20 protein-coding genes are annotated in these 16,565 nt (G+C 65.0%); 9 read left to right on the forward strand and 11 right to left on the reverse strand.

What is annotated here, in order from left to right; translation table 11 throughout:
• Positions 1-87: 87 nt before the first annotated feature.
• The 6 genes from lon to ACYQ01_RS11815 all read right to left on the reverse strand — a co-directional run bounded on the left by lon (position 88) and on the right by ACYQ01_RS11815 (position 5,986).
• Positions 88-2,556 (reverse strand): endopeptidase La, encoded by a 2,469-nt coding sequence (lon, locus tag ACYQ01_RS11790; protein ID WP_459934060.1) that lies wholly within the window; start codon positions 2,554-2,556, stop codon positions 88-90.
• A gap of 67 nt (positions 2,557-2,623) precedes the next feature.
• Positions 2,624-2,899 (reverse strand): acylphosphatase, encoded by a 276-nt coding sequence (locus tag ACYQ01_RS11795; protein WP_459934061.1) that lies wholly within the window; start codon positions 2,897-2,899, stop codon positions 2,624-2,626.
• A gap of 41 nt (positions 2,900-2,940) precedes the next feature.
• Positions 2,941-3,627: a RadC family protein gene (gene radC, locus ACYQ01_RS11800; protein WP_459934062.1), complete on the reverse strand. Its 687-nt coding sequence runs from the start codon at positions 3,625-3,627 to the stop codon at positions 2,941-2,943.
• Positions 3,628-3,741: 114 nt separating this feature from the next.
• Positions 3,742-4,713 carry a DNA polymerase III subunit delta gene (locus tag ACYQ01_RS11805; protein WP_459934063.1) on the reverse strand — a complete coding sequence of 324 codons (972 nt, stop codon included), beginning with the start codon at positions 4,711-4,713 and terminating at the stop codon, positions 3,742-3,744.
• Positions 4,710-5,387, reverse strand: a complete 678-nt coding sequence (locus tag ACYQ01_RS11810) for an NAD(P)H-dependent oxidoreductase (protein ID WP_459934064.1) — start codon at positions 5,385-5,387, stop codon at positions 4,710-4,712. Before ACYQ01_RS11810 ends, ACYQ01_RS11805 begins: the two co-directional genes overlap by 4 nt.
• The gene (locus ACYQ01_RS11815) at positions 5,384-5,986 is read right to left on the reverse strand and encodes a flavodoxin family protein (RefSeq protein ID WP_459934065.1); all 603 of its coding nucleotides are present in this window, start codon (positions 5,984-5,986) and stop codon (positions 5,384-5,386) included. Before ACYQ01_RS11815 ends, ACYQ01_RS11810 begins: the two co-directional genes overlap by 4 nt.
• A 129-nt stretch (positions 5,987-6,115) precedes the next feature.
• Between ACYQ01_RS11815 and ACYQ01_RS11820 the strand changes: the two genes are divergently transcribed.
• On the forward strand, positions 6,116-6,574 hold the full coding sequence (locus ACYQ01_RS11820) for an RrF2 family transcriptional regulator (protein ID WP_459934066.1): 459 nt from the start codon (positions 6,116-6,118) through the stop codon (positions 6,572-6,574).
• 192 nt (positions 6,575-6,766) lie between these two features.
• Here ACYQ01_RS11820 and ACYQ01_RS11825 read toward each other — a convergent pair whose 3' ends face one another.
• A complete protein-coding gene (locus ACYQ01_RS11825) occupies positions 6,767-7,330 on the reverse strand; it encodes a YgjV family protein (protein ID WP_459934067.1) in 564 nt (187 codons plus the stop codon).
• Positions 7,331-7,646: 316 nt separating this feature from the next.
• On the opposite strand from ACYQ01_RS11825, the gene ACYQ01_RS11830 reads away from it, so the two are divergent.
• The 7 genes from ACYQ01_RS11830 (at position 7,647) to fliQ (ending at position 12,007) form a co-directional block, all read left to right on the forward strand.
• Positions 7,647-8,348, forward strand: coding sequence for a YggS family pyridoxal phosphate-dependent enzyme (locus tag ACYQ01_RS11830; RefSeq protein ID WP_459934068.1), 702 nt, complete (start codon positions 7,647-7,649; stop codon positions 8,346-8,348).
• A 21-nt stretch (positions 8,349-8,369) separates the two neighbouring features.
• A complete protein-coding gene (locus tag ACYQ01_RS11835) occupies positions 8,370-8,948 on the forward strand; it encodes a flagellar basal body-associated FliL family protein (RefSeq protein WP_459934069.1) in 579 nt (192 codons plus the stop codon).
• A gap of 31 nt (positions 8,949-8,979) precedes the next feature.
• Positions 8,980-9,957 (forward strand): flagellar motor switch protein FliM, encoded by a 978-nt coding sequence (fliM, locus tag ACYQ01_RS11840; protein WP_459934070.1) that lies wholly within the window; start codon positions 8,980-8,982, stop codon positions 9,955-9,957.
• A gap of 117 nt (positions 9,958-10,074) precedes the next feature.
• On the forward strand, positions 10,075-10,641 hold the full coding sequence (gene fliN, locus ACYQ01_RS11845) for a flagellar motor switch protein FliN (RefSeq protein WP_459934071.1): 567 nt from the start codon (positions 10,075-10,077) through the stop codon (positions 10,639-10,641).
• Positions 10,634-11,053 (forward strand): flagellar biosynthetic protein FliO, encoded by a 420-nt coding sequence (gene fliO / locus ACYQ01_RS11850; protein WP_459934072.1) that lies wholly within the window; start codon positions 10,634-10,636, stop codon positions 11,051-11,053. Before fliN ends, fliO begins: the two co-directional genes overlap by 8 nt.
• A complete protein-coding gene (gene fliP, locus ACYQ01_RS11855; RefSeq protein ID WP_459934073.1) occupies positions 10,944-11,726 on the forward strand; it encodes a flagellar type III secretion system pore protein FliP in 783 nt (260 codons plus the stop codon). The genes fliO and fliP overlap by 110 nt, the downstream gene beginning before the upstream one ends.
• Before the next feature lie 11 nt (positions 11,727-11,737).
• Positions 11,738-12,007 (forward strand): flagellar biosynthesis protein FliQ, encoded by a 270-nt coding sequence (gene fliQ / locus ACYQ01_RS11860; RefSeq protein ID WP_459934074.1) that lies wholly within the window; start codon positions 11,738-11,740, stop codon positions 12,005-12,007.
• A gap of 259 nt (positions 12,008-12,266) precedes the next feature.
• On the opposite strand, the gene trxC is transcribed toward fliQ, so the two are convergent.
• Positions 12,267-12,701, reverse strand: coding sequence for a thioredoxin TrxC (gene trxC / locus ACYQ01_RS11865; protein WP_459934075.1), 435 nt, complete (start codon positions 12,699-12,701; stop codon positions 12,267-12,269).
• A gap of 74 nt (positions 12,702-12,775) precedes the next feature.
• Between trxC and ACYQ01_RS11870 the strand changes: the two genes are divergently transcribed.
• Positions 12,776-13,609 (forward strand): sugar phosphate isomerase/epimerase family protein, encoded by an 834-nt coding sequence (locus tag ACYQ01_RS11870; protein ID WP_459934076.1) that lies wholly within the window; start codon positions 12,776-12,778, stop codon positions 13,607-13,609.
• Positions 13,610-13,680: 71 nt separating this feature from the next.
• On the opposite strand, the gene ACYQ01_RS11875 is transcribed toward ACYQ01_RS11870, so the two are convergent.
• From ACYQ01_RS11875 to ACYQ01_RS11885, 3 genes are all read right to left on the reverse strand, one after another.
• Positions 13,681-14,433: an adenosylcobinamide-GDP ribazoletransferase gene (locus ACYQ01_RS11875; protein ID WP_459934077.1), complete on the reverse strand. Its 753-nt coding sequence runs from the start codon at positions 14,431-14,433 to the stop codon at positions 13,681-13,683.
• A gap of 126 nt (positions 14,434-14,559) precedes the next feature.
• Entirely contained in the window at positions 14,560-14,724 is a 165-nt protein-coding gene (locus ACYQ01_RS11880; protein WP_459934078.1) for a rubredoxin, read from the reverse strand.
• 42 nt (positions 14,725-14,766) lie between these two features.
• Entirely contained in the window at positions 14,767-16,275 is a 1,509-nt protein-coding gene (locus ACYQ01_RS11885) for a substrate-binding domain-containing protein (RefSeq protein ID WP_459934079.1), read from the reverse strand.
• Positions 16,276-16,565: the final 290 nt, after the last annotated feature.

A 16,565-nucleotide genomic window follows, 5' to 3' on the forward strand; every position in this document is an offset into this window, starting at 1 on the left:
TCCCTGACCGCGACAAAGAATAAAAACGGCCCAAAGGCTTTCGCCCCGGGCCGTTTTCTCACTCCGAGTATCGTTTTTCGCGGCGGCCTAGTTCTCAACCGCCTTTTCATCCGTCCGGGCCACCGCCTCCGGCTCCCGGGCGCAGGCCAGGGGCCAGATCTCGTCGATGTGCTCCACGAGCTGCACCTTGATCTTGCCGCGCAGGTCGGCCGGGATGTCCTGCAGGTCCTTGGCGTTGCGGGCCGGAATGATGACCCGCTTCATGCCCGCGGCCATGGCGGCCAGGATCTTCTCCTTGATGCCGCCCACGGGCAGCACCCGCCCGCGCAGGGTGATCTCGCCGGTCATGGCCAGGTCGTTGCAGATGGGCGTGTTGGTGAGCGCCGAAATCAGCGCGGTCACCAGGGTCACGCCGGCGGAGGGGCCGTCCTTGGGCGTGGCCCCGGCCGGCACGTGCACGTGAATGTCGAGCTTCTCGTTGAAGTCGGGCTTGATGCCCAGCTTCTCGGCCCGCGACCGGGCGTAGGACAGCGCGGCCTGGGCCGACTCCTTCATCACGTCGCCCAGCTTGCCGGTAAGCGTCAGCCCGCCCTTGCCCGGCATGGTGGTCACCTCGATGTGCAGGATCTCGCCGCCCACCGGGGTCCAGGCCAGGCCCACGGCCACGCCCGGAGGCAGGTCGCGTTCGGTTTCCTCGTCCAGAAAGCGCGGCACGCCCAGCAGCTTGGGCAGGGTCTTGGGGGCCACCTTGAAGGGCCCCGGTTCGCCCTCGGCCTTCTTGCGGGCCAGCTTGCGGCACACCGAGCCCACTTCGCGCTCCAGGTTGCGCAGCCCGGCCTCGCGCGTGTAGTCGCGGATGATCTTGGCCAGCACCGCGTCGGAAAGCTCGATGTCGGCCTTCTTGAGTCCGTTCTCCTTGATCTGGCGCGGCAGCAGGTAGCGCCTGGCGATCTTGACCTTTTCCTGTTCGGTGTACCCGGGGATGCGGATCACTTCCATGCGGTCCAGCAGGGGGCCGGGGATGGTGTCGAGCATGTTGGCCGTGCACACGAACATGACCTTGGACAGGTCGAACGGCACCCCCAGGTAGTGGTCCGAGAAGCTGTTGTTCTGTTCCGGGTCGAGCACTTCGAGCAGGGCGCTGGTGGGGTCGCCCCGGTAGTCCGCGCCCACCTTGTCGATCTCGTCGAGCATGATGACCGGGTTTCTCGTGCCCGCGGTCTTGATGGCTTGAATGATCCGACCGGGCATGGACCCGATGTAGGTGCGCCGGTGGCCGCGAATCTCGGCCTCGTCGCGGATGCCGCCGAGCGACATGCGCACGAACTTGCGCCCGAGCGACCGGGCGATGGACCGCCCAAGCGAGGTCTTGCCCACGCCCGGAGGCCCCACGAAGCACAGGATGGGCCCCTTCATCTTGGGGTTGAGCTTGCGCACCGACAGGTATTCGAGAATGCGCTCCTTGACCTTTTCCAGGTCGTAGTGGTCCTCGTTCAGAATCCGGGCCGCCTCCTTGATGTCGAGACGGTCCTTGGAGAGCTTCTTCCAGGGCAGGTCGGCCAGCCAGTCCAGGTAGGTGCGGATCACCGAGGCTTCGGACGAATCCGGGTGCATGGAGATCAAACGCTTGAGCTGCTTGTCGGCCTCGGCCTTGACGTCCTTGGGCAGTCCGGCTTTTTCCAGGGTCTCGCGCAGCTCTTCGAGCTCCTCGCCCTCTTCGCCGCCCTCGCCCAGCTCCTTGCGGATGGCCTTCATCTGCTCGCGCAGGAAGAAGTCCTTCTGGGCCTTGTCCATGCCCTCCTTGGCCATGGACTGGATCTTGGCCTGCATGGAGGCCACCTCGACCTCCTTGTTGAGCTGGGTGTTCACCATCTCAAGGCGGGCCATGGGGTCCAGGGTCTCCAGGATGTTCTGGGCGTCCTCCACGCGCATGCGCAGGTTCGAGGCGATGAGGTCGGCCAGGCGGCCGGGCTCGTTGACCGAGTTGAGCACGCCCATGATGTCGGTCGAGGAAATGCCCCGCAGGGTGAGAATGCGTTCGCTCTGCTCGCGCGCGGCCCGCATGAGGGCCTCTTCGGTCACGCCCAGCTCCTTGGGCTCGTTTTCCTCCTGCACGATCACCGAGGCCTCCAGATAGGGTTCGGTCTTCTCGAACCCCGTCACCTTGGCCCGGGCCAAACCCTGCACCAGCACCTTGAGCCGGCCGTCCGGCATCTTGAGCATGCGCATGATCATGCCCACGGTGCCGGTTTCGTAGAGCTCGTCCGGCTTGGGATCGTCGATCTTCTCATCCTTCTGGGTGAGAATCAGGATATACCGATTGGAATTGAGCGCCGCGTCCACGGCGGCCACGGATTTCTCCCGCCCCACGAACAGAGGCAGAATCATGTAATTGAACACCACGATGTCGCGCACGGCCAAAACCGGCAAGACACCGGGGATGTCGAGCCGGGCCTGGTCGGGCGACTGGGAGGCGTCGTTTTCCGACACCGGGGCCTCGGCGTTTTCCGCGCTCAGGCTTTCGGGCCGGGAAGTTTCGTTGGGATCTATGGTCATGGATCGCTCCTTGGTTTCCTTAGGAAGACTGTCTCGCGAAAACAAAACGCTCGGCGTGCGCCGAGACCTAGCGTCTGATGTGAAAACCCTCGTGGGGAGGTTCGTCCACCACCCACATGGTGCGAAGCGAAGTCACCTTGGCCAGCGGCGAACCACCGTGCAGCCGCTCGACCAGTTCCCGAAGCACTTCGGGCTTTCCCTGGGCCACCACCTCGACGTCGCCGCCGGTTTTGTTGCGCACGTAGCCGTTCACCCCCAGGCTGAGCGCTTGGGAAAGCACGAAGGACCGGAAAAACACCCCCTGCACCCTGCCGCTCACCAGACACCGCAAGCTCTTGGCCATGGAGCCTCCCGTGCGTCGCGCGGGCCTGGCCCGCGGGTTGGTCAAATAAGCCTGCCCTTCCTGAAGCTGAAAAAGGTCTTGCCCGCCACGATTACGTGGTCGAGCACCTTCACCCCCACCCCGTGGGCGGCCAACTTGATCTGGCGGGTGATCTCCTTGTCCTTGTCCGAAGGCTTGGGGTTGCCGCTCGGATGGTTGTGCACCAAGATGACGCCCACCGCCTGTTTCGTCAGGGCCAGAGTCAGCACTTCGCGGGGGTAGACCGGGGTTTGGTCCACGGTGCCCCGGCTGACCCGCTCCCACCCCACAACCTTGTTCGAGGCGTCGAGCAGAAGCACCCAAAACTCTTCGCCCACCAGGGTGCCCAGGCGTTCCCGGGCGAGATTGGCCACCACGTCAGGCTCGTCCACCTCCACCCGTTCGGGAATGTCCTGCTCGCCAAGGCGGGCCAAAAATTCGCGCCACAAGGTCCAAAAGACCGCCAGGCCCTCCCCGAAGCCCTCCATGGTCCGCAGTTCCCCGATTCTGGCCTGGTAGACCCCGCGCAACCCGCCGAAACGCTCGATAAGGGCCTTGGCCAGGGGTTTTGCGTCGCGTCGGGGGTTGGCGTACCCCAGCAACAGTTCGAGCACTTCGTAGTCGGCCAGGGAGCGGGAGTCGACGCCTAGGCGTTCCTTGAGGCGGCCCCGATGCCCAAGATAATGGGGAGGACTCTCTTTTTTAAGCATCGCGAGCCCCTTGCGCAAGGGTCGGCGGGGAAAAAAATACAAATGTCGCCGTGTTGGGGATAAAATCGGGAAAATCCCGAACCGTGGCCGCGAAAACCGGGAAAACCATACCGTCTATCTCCGACCGGCCAGGGACGACAACCCGGCGGCCAACATTTCCATGGCCTGGTCCGGGGTGCGCTGGCCGCTTTTTATGCCCCACTCCGCTTCCATGGCCGCCTCCCAAAAGCGGGCCAGGCCGGAAACGCCCAACCGCCTGGCCATGGCCTCGCGCTCCTGCCGGAGCTTGGGCCACAGGCGAATCCCCTCGTCCTCGCCGTGCAAAAGCTGCCACATGATGCGCGCGTCACGAAGCATGAGCGCCAGAAAGGCGAACACCAGCCCCTCGTCCCCCGCCAGTTCGTTGCCCAGGATCTTGCGCCACACCCCGGACGGATCGCGCCCCTCCACCAGGGCGCGCACAAAGGCGAAGGTATCCATGCCGACCTGAAAACTCACCAGTTCGAGGTGTTCGGGAAGCACCTCGCCCTCGGCCGCCAGCTCGAGCTTTTCCAGTTCCCGCGCGGCGGCCGTCATGTCCGTGGGGAGCAGCCTGGCCAGCTCGCGGGCCACGTCCTTGCCCAGGCGCAGGCGGCGCGACGCGGCCCAGTCCTTGAGCATGGGCAGCATGGTGTCCGCGGTAAGCCCCGGAGAGGTCCACAGCCAGCCCTTTTCCCGGGCCAGCTTCCAGTAGGGCTTGGCGGCCAGGGCCTTGGGCGGGGCGTAGCCCTTCTTGGGGTCCTGGGAGCCTTCGAGACAAAACACCGGCCAGACGTATTCGTTGAACCCGGACAGGGGCCGCGTGAGCTTTTCCCAGAAGTCGGCCCCCTGCGCCTCGGCGCGCCGCAGCACCAGGAGCGAGGGGGTGGCGAACAGACTCACCGTGGCAAGGGCCTGCCAATAGGCCGGGCCGAAGTCGTCGGCGTCGCCCCAGAACACCTGGCGCGTGAAGCCCCCGCCGGCCTCCCGCAGGGCGGTATCCAGGCGGCGTTTGAGCATTTCCGGGTCCGGGCAGGCCAGAAAGAGAAAACCGGGACGCTGGTTCACGGCTTTTGAAAGGGCGTTCGCCACAGCTTGCGCAGGACGCGATGCTTGCGGGCCTGGGTCAGCATGCCGAGCGAGGCCATGAACAGGTAGAAGCGCCTGTTGACGTGGGGACCCGCCGCAAGGTGCACGGCGCTTTCCGGGATGGCCTGGCCGCGCGCGAAGGCCAACGCGGCCTGGTCCAGTCCCTGGCGCAAACGCAGGGTCAGGGCGCCCTGGGTTTCCAGCGGCTTGTCGGAAAAGGCCCCCGCCCCGCCCACGCCCAGGCCGCCGGCGAACTCCAGCCCGGCCCGGCGGGCGAAGAGCCGGCACATGTCCAGGGCGATGGCCGTGTTTTCGGATTCGGGAAAGCCGCACACGACCACGGCCGCGAATCGCGTTCCCGGAACGAAGGCCGGTCGGTCGTCGGACAAAAATTCCAGGGCGCGCACCACCGGTCCGGGCAAACCGTCCACGTAGACGGGGGCGCAGAGCAGGCACAGACCGGCCCAGGCGGCTTCCGTGGCCAGCTTGGCCCGGCCCTTTTCGGTTCCGATGAGCTTGACCAGACTGAGAGTCCTGACTTCGCACCCGGCTTCCACCAGACGGTCGGCCAGATAGCCGCGCATCTTGGCCGACGCGCCCAGACGACGCGGGCTGCCCAGCAACAAAAGCGCCCTGGTGTGGCGATCGGTCACGGCAGGAGCCCTCCCAGGGCGGCCAGGCAGATCTTGCGCCGGACGGCCCAGTCCTTGTCGCCGGCGAGCACCAGGGCGGCGCTGGCCGGGGCGTGCATGTTGTAGGCGTTGCGGGCCACGATCCGGGCGAAGAGGCGCTCCTGCTCGGGATCGGGCGCGGGGAGCCACCCCACCCCCAGCATGGCCGGATAGCGGCTGTAGCGGGGCCTGTGCCGTGTGGGAACGCCCCACTCGAAAAGCGGCGACACCAGACCGATCAGGCGGTCGAGAACCTGCTTGAGCCGCCAGCCGTAGCCCCCGAAGGCCAGAGGCGCGTAGAGCGCCCACAAATCCGAAGAAACCACCTGCCCGGCGATGCATTTCAAGGCGTCGGTCTGGAGGCACTCGCCCGGAGTGGATACCCAGCAGCCGAAACAGCCCTTGCAGGGAGCCACGGACATCTCGGCCAGGTGGACCTCGCTTACGTCCAGGCCGAAGTCGTCCAGGGCCCGGCTCAGGGCGTCCGCTCCCTGGCGGCAGTCAGGATTTCCCGAATCGGCGGCGTTGAGCAGGAAGGCGCGCATGGGGCAAAGATGCTGTTTCGTCGCGGGCTTCGTCAACGCTTTTCTCCGGCCGCGCCCACCTGGCGCGCTTGCGTTCTCATGGACCTGTGCCTATACAAACGTTGGAATGGCCGTCGCATGGCCTTGCGCCGGCGCGGCTTCGCGACTTTCGACCCGGAGAACGCCATGAAGTTGACCACGCGCAGTCGCTACGGAACGCGCATGCTGCTCGACCTGGCCGCCAACGACACCGGCGGGCCGGTGCGCATTGGCGAGATTGCCAGGCGGCAGGGCATTTCCGTGAAATATCTCGAAAAGCTTTCCCGATCCCTCAAGCGGGCCGGGCTCATCAAAAGCCATCGCGGGGCCAGGGGCGGACACGTTCTGGCCCGTCCGGCCGAAACCATTTCCATGGGCGAGGTGGTGCGGGCCCTCGAAGGCGACCTGAGCCTGGTATCCTGCGAGCGGGCGGGCAAGCCCTGCCCCCGCCTGGAGACGTGCCCCACGAGCTGGGTGTGGAAAAAAGCCAGCGAGGCTTTTCTGGACCGGCTCGACTCCATTTTTCTCGGGGAAATGCTCACCTGGGGCGGAAGTGACGCCACCGAACCCTGTCCGTCCAACACACCGGACGAAGACGATACCTGATCCGCGTTCGCGTCGCGTCCCGACCGCGCGACACGGGGATATTTGACCGCCCAAAAAGTCGATTCGTGCAGCCTGTTCAAAAAACTGGCTGGCAAGGCGCGCAAAAAAGTCAAGCCCGAAGCGGAGTTGGCATCCGTTGAGGGTTTGAGCTTTCCGCAGCAACGCAGCCAGCGAGGATTTTTCAACAGCCTGCTATCCGGGCTTCCGGCTTCGCAACAGACGGAAGATGGTGTGGATGTTGGCCACGCCGATAAGGCATTCCAACAGGGTGCCCCCGATGGACCCGCTCAACACGTTGTTGGTCAGCCAGAGCGCGGTGCAGGCGAGCAGGGCCACGCGCAAGGCCACATCCCGCATGGTGAACACGGCCACCGTGGAGATGCACGACGAGGCCACGGGCAGCCAGCCCCACCAGACGTTGGCGGTCAACGCCCCCAAGACCAGGTTGATCGCCACGATGGCCGCGGCCAGGGTCCGGCTGTGGAAGCGCAGGGCCAGGAACGAACGCACGCTGGACACCAGGGCGCTCGACGAGGCGGCGTAATTGCCGAGCATGGCGAAGTGGGCCGTGTAGGCCAGGCACTGGCTGGCGTTGAAGAATTTAAGCCGGCCATCGCTTTTTTGCAGAAAGGCCGTGACGCCCAGCACGAAGGCGACATACCCCATGAGCTGGGCCGGGGAAGACGCGGCCGGCAGAGAAGACCGGACAAAGACCAAAACGCCCTCGAATCGGGCCACAGGGAAAACGTCGTGCATCGGGCGGAACCTTGAGCGTTGCGGGTGATCGTGCCGGATCGCGCAACAAACGAACACGCGGGGTTCGCACGAAGGGAGAAGCCAACCCCTAGTGGAAGCCGCCCGTCTTGGCAAGAGCGGTCCCTGGCATCCATTGCCTGCAATACCGGGATGATAGCGTCCTGTCGGCACGCCCAGCCGGGGTTGTCGCATCCCGCGACGCCCTGCCCCTCCCCGCGGCCGCCTGGGCGGCGCGGACCGGGCTCATAGCCATTTTCCAACCCCGGACGAATGTGTTACGCCCACCCGAGGCGCAACCCGCCAAGGACCTGAAGACATGCACAGCGTAAACGAAGCGGCGAAGAACCTGGCCACCGTGCGAGCGCGCATCGACGCGGCCTGCCAAAAATGCGGACGCTCCCCCGGGGACGTGACCCTGGTGGCGGTCTCCAAAACCCACCCCGCCCAGCGGGTGCGGGACATGGCCGACGCCGGACAACGGCTGTTCGGCGAATCCTACGTGCAGGAAGCCGTGGAAAAGATCGCCGAACTGGCCGATCCGAGCCTGACCTGGCATTTCATCGGCCGATTGCAGAAGAACAAGGTCAAATACGTGGCGGGGTTGTTCGACCTGATCCACACGGTGGACTCTCTTGATCTGGCACGCCTGTTGCATGAAAAATCGGCGCAAAAAGGCGTGGTGCAGAAGGTCCTGATGCAGGTGAACCTGGCCGCGGAGTCCCAGAAAGCCGGCTGCCCGGCCGACCAGGCCGAGGCCCTGGCCCGCGCGGTGCGCGATTTCGACGCCCTGCGCCTGGAGGGACTCATGGTGCTGCCGCCGTTCGGAGAGGACGGCGAGGTCTCCCGGCCCTGGTTTTCCGGGTTGCGCGAACTGCGAGACCGGCTGGAGAACGCCTTGGGCGCGGGCCTTGGCCAGTTGTCCATGGGCATGTCCCACGATCTGGAGCAAGCCGTCGAGGAGGGCGCCACCCTGGTCAGGGTGGGCACCGACCTGTTCGGCGAGCGCGAGTCCAGGTAACGCCAAGCAAAGGAGACGGTCATGGCCGACGCCCCGGAACAGGCCCCCAAGAAAAAGAAAAGCAAACTGCTGCTCATCATCGTGCTGCTGCTCGTGCTGGGCCTTCTCGGCGGCGGCGGCTATTTCGCCTACATAAAGTTCTTCAAGGCCCAGCCGGCTGCCACCGAGGAGGCGGCCCCGGCCGAAGGCGAACAAAAGAAGGAAGAAAAGAAAGAAGAGAAAAAGGAAGACAAGAAGGAAGAAAAGAAGAAAGACGAGAAAAAGACCGAAAAGAAAGACGGCAAGAAGGACGAAGCCAAACCCGTCACCGGCTTTCAGAACATCATCACCAACCTGGCCGATCCCGGCGGACGCCGCTATGTGCGGATCAGCCTGGATTTTGATTTCAAGGACGAGGACACCGCGCGCGATTTCACCGACAACTATCAGGCCAAGGTCAAGGACGCGGTGCTCACCCTGCTGCTTTCCAAGACCGCGGCGGATCTTTCCTCGCTGGAAGGCATGATCACCTTCCGCAAGGAAGTGGTGGCCCGCATCAACCAGATCATGGGCCAAGGCAGAATCAAGGACGTGTACGTGACCGACCGGCTGATCCAGTGATCGGCCAAAACGCGCCCACGGCGGACAGCGCATGAGCAAGATACTCAGCCAGGACGAAGTCGATACCCTGTTGCGGGGTCTCACCGGCGGCGAGATCGAAACCGACTCCGAGGTGCTGGAGGACGATTCCGGCATCGTGCCCTTCGACCTCTCCAACCAGGACCGGATCATTCGCGGGCGTATGCCCGTTCTCGAAATCATCAACGACCGCTTTTCGCGCCTGGCCACCAACGCCATGGCCAACGCCATGCGCAAGCGCGTGGACGTGAACCCCATCTCCATCGACATGTCCAAGTTCGGGGACTTCATGCGTTCCCTGCCGGTGCCCACGTCCATCAACATTTTCAAGCTCGACCCGCTGCGCGGCAACGCCATCCTCGTGGTGGACTCGCGCCTGGTCTTCGCCCTGGTGGAAAACTTTTTCGGCGGGGCCGGGTCCCAGCCCAAGGTGGAAGGCCGCGACTTCACCCCCATCGAGCAGGCCATCATCTCGAAGGTGGTGCGGGTGGCGCTCATCAACCTCGAAGAGGCCTGGCGGCCGGTGCACGAGGTGCACGTGGAGCTCATCCGCTCCGAAATCAACCCGCAGTTCGCGGCCATCGTGCCGCCCTCGGACGTGGTGGTGGTGGTCACCTTCGAGGTGGAGCTGGAAAACGCCATCGGCTCCATGATCTGCTGCCTGCCCTACGCCACCATAGAACCCATACGGTCCAAGCTGTACGCCTCGTTCCAATCGGAACGGCTCGAAGTGGACCACGCCTGGATCTCGCGCTTCAAGGAACGGCTCATGGAGACCACGGTGGAGCTGGTGGTGCGCTTCGGCTGCACCCAACTCAGCGGACGCCAGTTGCTCTCGCTCAAGGAGGGCGACATCCTGCTGCTCGACACCGACGTGGACGACCTGTTGCCGGGCGAGGTGGAAGGCGTGAAAAAGTTCTGGGGCCTGCCCGGCACGGTGAAGTCCAACAAGGCCTTTCAGGTGATACGCGAAGAGGAGACGCGGTTCTAGCGCGGCCCCCGGTCGCATGGATATCGTCAGACCGATTTCCGAAGCCGACTCGAACCCCGGTTTTCTGGCGGAAGCCTCCCAACCGGACCAACCCCTACGCCAGGCAAGGAGACGCGCATGGCCCCGGACGATATCGATCAGGACGCCCTGGCAGCGGAATGGGCCGCCGCCCTGGAAAAAGACGAACAAGGCGCGGGAGCCGTCGACCCCTTCGAGGCGGCCGTGGCCGCCGATGCGGCCGGCGGGGGCGGGGGAGGCTCCAGCGACGACGCCCTGGCAGCGGAATGGGCCGCCGCCCTGGCCTCGGACGAAATGGCCGACACCAAGCGCGAGCGCGAGCAGGCCCAACTGGCCGCCAAAAGCCGGGAAGCCTCGTTCAAGGATTTGACGCAGGAGGCCAAGGCCCCGCGCCCGGACACGGGACGGCGCGACCTGGACTTCATCCTGGACATTCCGCTCGACGTGTCGGCCGAACTGGGACGCACGAAACTGCTCATCAACGAGCTGCTCCAGCTCGGCCAGGGATCGGTCATCGAGCTCAACAAGCTGGCCGGCGAGCCGCTTGAGATCTACGTCAACGGCAAGCTGGTGGCCCGGGGCGAGGCCGTGGTCATCAACGAAAAGTTCGGCGTGCGCCTGACCGACATCATAAGCCCCATCGAACGGGTGAAGCAGCTTGGCTGAGTTCGTCCCTCCCGCCGGGGCTCCCGTCACCCCCTCTCTCGGCCTGGGCGGCGCCGCCGTGCAGATGACGCTCGCCATGCTGCTCATTTTGGGCGTCATTTTGCTGGCATACTGGATGCTCAGGCGTTTTGGCCCCAAGTTCGGCCTGAAACGCCCCGGAGGGGCCTACGGCCTGCGTCTTGAAGGCCATCTGCCCCTGGGGCCCAAGAAGAACATTATGGTGGTCCGATTTTTGAATAAGCTGTTGGTGCTCGGAGTGACCGAGCAAAGCATCAACGTGCTGACAGAGGTGGACCAAAACGATGACTCCAGCGACTTCGCTTCCGCGCTTGCTGGCGCGCGCGCTGCCGGCGGCCCTGATCCTGACGGCCCTGGTCCCGGCCCTGGCCCTGGCGGCCCAGACCCTGCCTGAACCCACCCTGACCCTCAACCTGGCCGCCGGGCAGACCCAGACCGAAAAGGTCAGCGTGCTGCTCGAAATTCTCTTCGTGATGACGGTGCTCTCCCTGGCGCCGTCCATCGTCTTGTGCGTCACCTCGTTCACGCGCATCATCATCGTGTTCTCGTTTTTGCGCCAAGCCATGGGCACCGCCCAGATGCCGCCCAACCAGATCCTGGCCAGCCTGGCCATCTTCATGACCGTGGTCATCATGTATCCCGTGGGCAAGAAGATGTACGACGACGCGCTCAACCCCTACATGGAAGAACGCATCGGCTTCACAGAGGCCCTCAGCAAGGCCGAACCCCCGTTGCGCGAATTTCTCTTCAAGCACACCCGCGAGAAGGATCTCGGGGTCTTCTACGCCATCACCAAGATGGATCAGCCCAAGTCCAAGGCCGAGGTGCCCACCATCATGCTGGCCGCCGGCTTCATGATCTCGGAGCTCAAGACCGGCTTCACCATCGGCTTCATGATCTACGTGCCCTTTCTCGTGCTCGACATGGTGGTGTCGAGCATCCTGCTGGCCATGGGCATGATGATGCTGCCGCCGGCCATGGTCTCCATGCCCTTCAAGCTGCTGCTCTTCGTCATGGTGGACGGCTGGAGCCTCATGACCATGTCCCTCGTGAACAGTTTTTCGTAAGGAGTCCGCCCATGTCTCCGGAATTCGTCATCGGCTTCGCCCGCCAGGCCATCGAGGCCGCGCTCATGCTCTCGCTGCCCCTGCTGGGCGTCAGCCTGGCCGTGGGCGTGGTGATCAGCATCATCCAGGCCGCCACCCAGATCCAGGACGCCACCCTGACCTTCGTGCCCAAGATGCTGGCCATGTTCGTAGCGCTTTTGGTGGCCTTTCCCTGGCTCATGGACAAGATGGTGAGCTACACCAGGGACTTGATTCTGAGCATCCCGACTGTCGTACACTAAGTATTACATTTGTACGACAAGCCGTCGCCGCACCGACGCCCCGACAGCGCCCGCGACAACCTCGCGCGCTGCCCGATCGCTCCAGGTCCAGGCGCGACGGAACGCGCGCGTCCACCACTGCGATGAAAAAACGCCTTCGGCCGCCGGCTCCCCCAGGAAACCGACGGCCGACCACTTGACGCGCCGCGCTTCCAGCGGTCACACTCCCGCCGGAAAGCGATTCGAAATTCGGGAGCCGAGCTCCCGGTTCTTTTCTTCCCTACATGGCCCTGGACAAGGCCCAGGAAACCAGATTGTTGACGTCCAGGGCGCCGCTTATGCTGTCCACCACTTTGCCGTTCTTGAAAAGAATCAGGGTGGGCACGGCCCGAATGCCCATCTGGGCGGCCAACACCTGCTCGGTTTCGGTATTGACCTTTGCGGCGCGCACGTCAGGCTCCAACTGTTTGGCGGCCTCTTCGAACGCTCCGGCCATCATCCGGCAGGGACCGCACCAGGGAGCCCAGAAGTCCACCAGGAGGGGAACATCGGTTTCCTGCACGTGGCGGGCGAAATTTTGCTCGGTCAGCTCCACCGGCTTGCCGGAAAACAACGGCTCGCCGCACTTTCCGCAGACGGCCTGGGTTCGCCTGGCGGTGTCCACGCGGTTTTTGGTATGGCAATGCGGGCATGTCACCCGAAGGGTTTCGTTCATATCGGCCTCGCTGGGAATGGATTTCGTCTGGAGAGTAGAATAGGAACTCTTTATTCGTTGTCACGGGAGTCTTTATGTTTTTTGTCAATCTGACCCTGCGCCATGCGTATCGGGACCCGGCCGTGCTCACGCGGTTTCTGGCCAGAAAGGTCAACCCCGAACTGGGACTGGACCCCGTGCTCATGGACGCCGTGGACATGGACTGGCACAAGACCATGGCCGAACGCCTGGAACGCGAAGGCCTGACCTGTTCGTTGCATCTGCCCTTTTTCGACCTCCAGCCGGGCAGCGCCGACTCCCTTCTGCTGGAAGCCACGCGCGAACGTCTGCGCCGCGCCATGCAGGTGGCCAAGATCTACCGCCCCAGGCATCTTGTGGCCCACGCCCGGTACGACCACCTGCTCTACATGCTCACCTATCCCCTGTGGAAAGAGCGCAGCCTGGAGACCTGGAAACGCACCCTGGACGTCTGGCCCGACCATCCCCCCCTGTACCTGGAAAACACCGCCGAACCCGACCCGGCCACGGTGACCGAACTTGTGGAAACCCTGGCCGTGGACCACGGAATGGCCGTGGGCCTGTGCCTGGACTTTGGCCACTGGTACAGCTTCGCCAAGGGCAAGGAGGAAAACAACCTCGACGCCTGGCTGGACGCGGCCCAGTCCTGCCTGAGCCACGTGCATCTGCACGACAACGACGGCAGCTTCGACCAGCACCTGGGCCTGGGGGCGGGAACCATCCCCTGGGAAGACGTCTTCGAGGGGCTGGAAAAACGCAATCTCACCCCCACCGTGACCTTCGAACCCCACGGGGAGGAAGCCTTCGTGCGCAGCATGGCCTTTGTGCTGGACCGCGCCGACTGGTTCGACCCCCTGGGCGTGACCTGGGAAGCGCACGCGAAGCGCTAGCCGACCGCCGAAACAGGCGCCCGGTTCGCCCCCCCCCCCCCCCCCGCAAGGCGCGAAAGACCGTCTCCTTCTCACGCGGCCATGGCCAGAGCCGCGCCCAGTTCGGCCAGCACCACGGCCGCGCCCACAAAGTCGCCGTTCACTCCGCCGACCGCGCGCGCCAGCCGGGCCAGGGCCCAGACAACGACCGCCGTGGCCGCCAGGCCGGCCAGCAGGGGCCGGGGTCCGGCCAGGACCAGCCCCACGGCCACGGCCTGGACCAGGGCGAAAGCCAGGGCCGCCGGCGTGGCTCCGGGATGAAACAACGCCCCCAATCCAGGACGCGACAGCCCCTTTTGAGCCAGGGAACGCCCCACGGCCAGCAGAGCGCAGGCTCCCAGCCGCCCGAGCAGGAAGCATAGCGCCATGGCCCCGAAGTCGCCCCGCGCCGCCAGCAGGCCCAGGGCCTGGGCGAATCCTCCCAGGCCCAGCACCAGGGCCATGACCCCGAACGCCCCCACCCGGCTGTCTTTCATGATGCTCCAAAACCGCTCCCCCCGGGCCGAACTGCCCCAGGCGTCGGCCAGGTCGCTCAAGCCGTCGGCGTGCAGGCCGCGCGTGATCCAGAGGGCCAGCGCCACGGTGAGCCACCCGGCCAGGCCGGGGGCCGCGGAATACAGTCCCAGGGCCACGGGCGCGACGCAAAGCGCCCCCACGGCCAAACCGGCCAGGGGGAACCAGGCCACGCTGGGGGCCAGATCGGCCTCGCGGATGTGCCGGCCCGGGACCAGACGGGTGAGAAAGGCCAGGGCGGTAAGAAAGTGCCTGGGCGATGCGAAGGACATGGAAGGACTCCGATGCGGTTTGGGAATCGGCCGGCTTGGACGCACGGGCTGTGGAAACGGATGCGTCGCGGGCGCGCCCCTCGGGTCGCGCCCGCGACGTGTTTTCGTGCGCGTTTGCGCGGGGCGTCAATCGTCGCGCTTGGCGAAGTTGGTCTGGTCAGCCTTGCATTGGGGGCAGACCCAATCCGTCGGAAGCTCGCTTCCCGGAATGCCCGGGGGAATGTTTCCCTTGGGATCGCCGCGTTTGGGGTCGTAGGTGTAGCCGCACAACAGGCAGACATAACGGTCCATACGCACTCTCCTTGCCGGCCCGGACCGGCGTTGGCGTTTGTTTTAGTTGTTGTAGGCCCTTGCCGCGAGCACGGCCCGGGACAGGTCGGTCCTGCCGTCGAAAATGCGTCCTCGCGTGACCATGGCGATTTCATCCATACGGGCCGGGGTCATGTTGCCAAAAAGCACGCCCTGCACCGGAACCTCGCGACGCAGGGACTGCCACTGCTGCCTGACCTGGGCCATGGTCTTGCCCGGCACGGTGGGGTTGTCATAGGCCACCAGAATCACCTGGTCCAGACAGTCGGCGCAGTTGGCCTTGGCCGCCAGCGCGCCGGCCTCGGCCAGGGCCGAATACGGATTGGAGCCGCCCTTGGGCGTCAGGGATTCGAACTGGGCGAGCGCCTCGGTCCGCTGCCGCGCACCCAGGGTGTCCAACCGCCAGGTCTTCACCACCTTGTCGGCGTAGACCAACAGGTACAGTTGGTCTCCGGGCTCGGATTGCAAAAACCGCTCGGCCAACAGGCCCGGGTCCAGGGCCTGGCGCACGGCGCGCTTGAGCTCGCGTTCCGCGTAGCCCTTCATGGGGCTGGAAAGCTCCACCGCCAGCACGGTGAGCGACGGCCTGCGCAACTGGCTCTGGTAGACGTCCAGCAGGTCCGCCACCACCTTCCCGGAAGGCATGGACACGTCCCTGTCGGCCGGTTCCCGTCCCTGACTGACCAGATGATTGCGGAACCTGTCCGAGGTCAGAGAGTCGGCCACCTTGTCGCACAGCTCCTTGGGGGCGTCCTTCTTACGCACCGGGGCGAACACCGCGGCGCAGACCATGTCCGCGCCCTTGACCCGGGTCACCACCAGGGGCTCGCCACCGTCGCGGGCCATGTCCTGGGCGGTCTGCTCCAGCACGTGGACGTAATTGAACATGGCGGGATAGGCCCCGGTCTCGAACAGGCTCTTCACCCACAAATGGCTGCCGGCCGAACGCGACACCCCGGAAAAAAACGCCTTGAGCTTCTCCTTGGCCTCGGGCGACAGGGTCGCCGGATCGGTGCCGCCGGACAAGGCCCGAACCATTCCCAGGTACACGGCCAATCCCGCGCCCGACTGACTGGGCGAAGACAGCAGGAACGTGAACTTTCCCTCCGCGGCCAGAGCGCACAGCCGGTCGGCGTCCACGCCCGAAGCCTCCAGCCCCAGGGCCTGGGCCTGGCTCTGGCGCACGCCCAGGGCCACGGGCAGGTTCATGACCGCCACGGGCTTGCCCAGGACGCCCGGGCTTTGGACCTCGGCCAGGGCAAGCCACTCGGCGCACGGCGCGATGACCGCGTCGGCCTGCGCGTTTTGCCCCTTGGCAAGTTCGCGCACGAGTTCCTGAACGGCCATATAGCGCAGGTTCAGGTGAAACCCCTCTTTCCGGGCCAGGCGTCGCAGATGGGGCTCCAGGAACGAAGCCTCGTTGCAGGTGATGAGCGTGAGCGTGTCGGAGGCCGGGCTTTCCCGCTTGTCGCAACCCGCCAGGGTTGCGCAGACAACGACCAGCAACGCCATGGCCAATCGGTAAGCTCTCATGGGGGTATCCTCCCGTATGGGCATCCTACCGCCAACTTGGCTGTTTCTTCAAGGGCCGCGCCGCGTGGGGCCAGAGGATGGCGCATGTTTCCAACGGATTTTCGCCAAGCGCCTCCCCAACAAATGAAGGCGACGCTCGTTCCCGCCGCACCCGACGCGCATGCGCCCATGCGATGCCCTTCCCGCCTGGTTCCTACGCGTCAGGGCGTATTTCTTTCGCCAGGCGTGAGGGATTTTTCTGGACGAAATCCCACAAGGAGTTTACCTCGAAAAAAACCAAGGAGTTTCCC

The organism is Fundidesulfovibrio butyratiphilus, from assembly GCF_054657235.1.

Excerpts from the sequence above, each read along its gene's own strand:
- ACYQ01_RS11825 (WP_459934067.1), bottom strand. The coding sequence starts at position 7,330 with ATGCACGACGTTTTCCCTGTGGCCCGATTCGAGGGCGTTTTGGTCTTT.
- fliP (WP_459934073.1), top strand. The coding sequence starts at position 10,944 with ATGACTCCAGCGACTTCGCTTCCGCGCTTGCTGGCGCGCGCGCTGCCG.
- lon (WP_459934060.1), bottom strand. The coding sequence starts at position 2,556 with ATGACCATAGATCCCAACGAAACTTCCCGGCCCGAAAGCCTGAGCGCG.
- fliN (WP_459934071.1), top strand. The coding sequence starts at position 10,075 with ATGGCCCCGGACGATATCGATCAGGACGCCCTGGCAGCGGAATGGGCC.
- fliM (WP_459934070.1), top strand. The coding sequence starts at position 8,980 with ATGAGCAAGATACTCAGCCAGGACGAAGTCGATACCCTGTTGCGGGGT.
- ACYQ01_RS11870 (WP_459934076.1), top strand. The coding sequence starts at position 12,776 with ATGTTTTTTGTCAATCTGACCCTGCGCCATGCGTATCGGGACCCGGCC.
- fliQ (WP_459934074.1), top strand. The coding sequence starts at position 11,738 with ATGTCTCCGGAATTCGTCATCGGCTTCGCCCGCCAGGCCATCGAGGCC.
- ACYQ01_RS11875 (WP_459934077.1), bottom strand. The coding sequence starts at position 14,433 with ATGTCCTTCGCATCGCCCAGGCACTTTCTTACCGCCCTGGCCTTTCTC.
- ACYQ01_RS11835 (WP_459934069.1), top strand. The coding sequence starts at position 8,370 with ATGGCCGACGCCCCGGAACAGGCCCCCAAGAAAAAGAAAAGCAAACTG.
- ACYQ01_RS11880 (WP_459934078.1), bottom strand. The coding sequence starts at position 14,724 with ATGGACCGTTATGTCTGCCTGTTGTGCGGCTACACCTACGACCCCAAA.
- ACYQ01_RS11885 (WP_459934079.1), bottom strand. The coding sequence starts at position 16,275 with ATGAGAGCTTACCGATTGGCCATGGCGTTGCTGGTCGTTGTCTGCGCA.
- ACYQ01_RS11795 (WP_459934061.1), bottom strand. The coding sequence starts at position 2,899 with ATGGCCAAGAGCTTGCGGTGTCTGGTGAGCGGCAGGGTGCAGGGGGTG.
- ACYQ01_RS11820 (WP_459934066.1), top strand. The coding sequence starts at position 6,116 with ATGAAGTTGACCACGCGCAGTCGCTACGGAACGCGCATGCTGCTCGAC.
- ACYQ01_RS11830 (WP_459934068.1), top strand. The coding sequence starts at position 7,647 with ATGCACAGCGTAAACGAAGCGGCGAAGAACCTGGCCACCGTGCGAGCG.
- trxC (WP_459934075.1), bottom strand. The coding sequence starts at position 12,701 with ATGAACGAAACCCTTCGGGTGACATGCCCGCATTGCCATACCAAAAAC.
- radC (WP_459934062.1), bottom strand. The coding sequence starts at position 3,627 with ATGCTTAAAAAAGAGAGTCCTCCCCATTATCTTGGGCATCGGGGCCGC.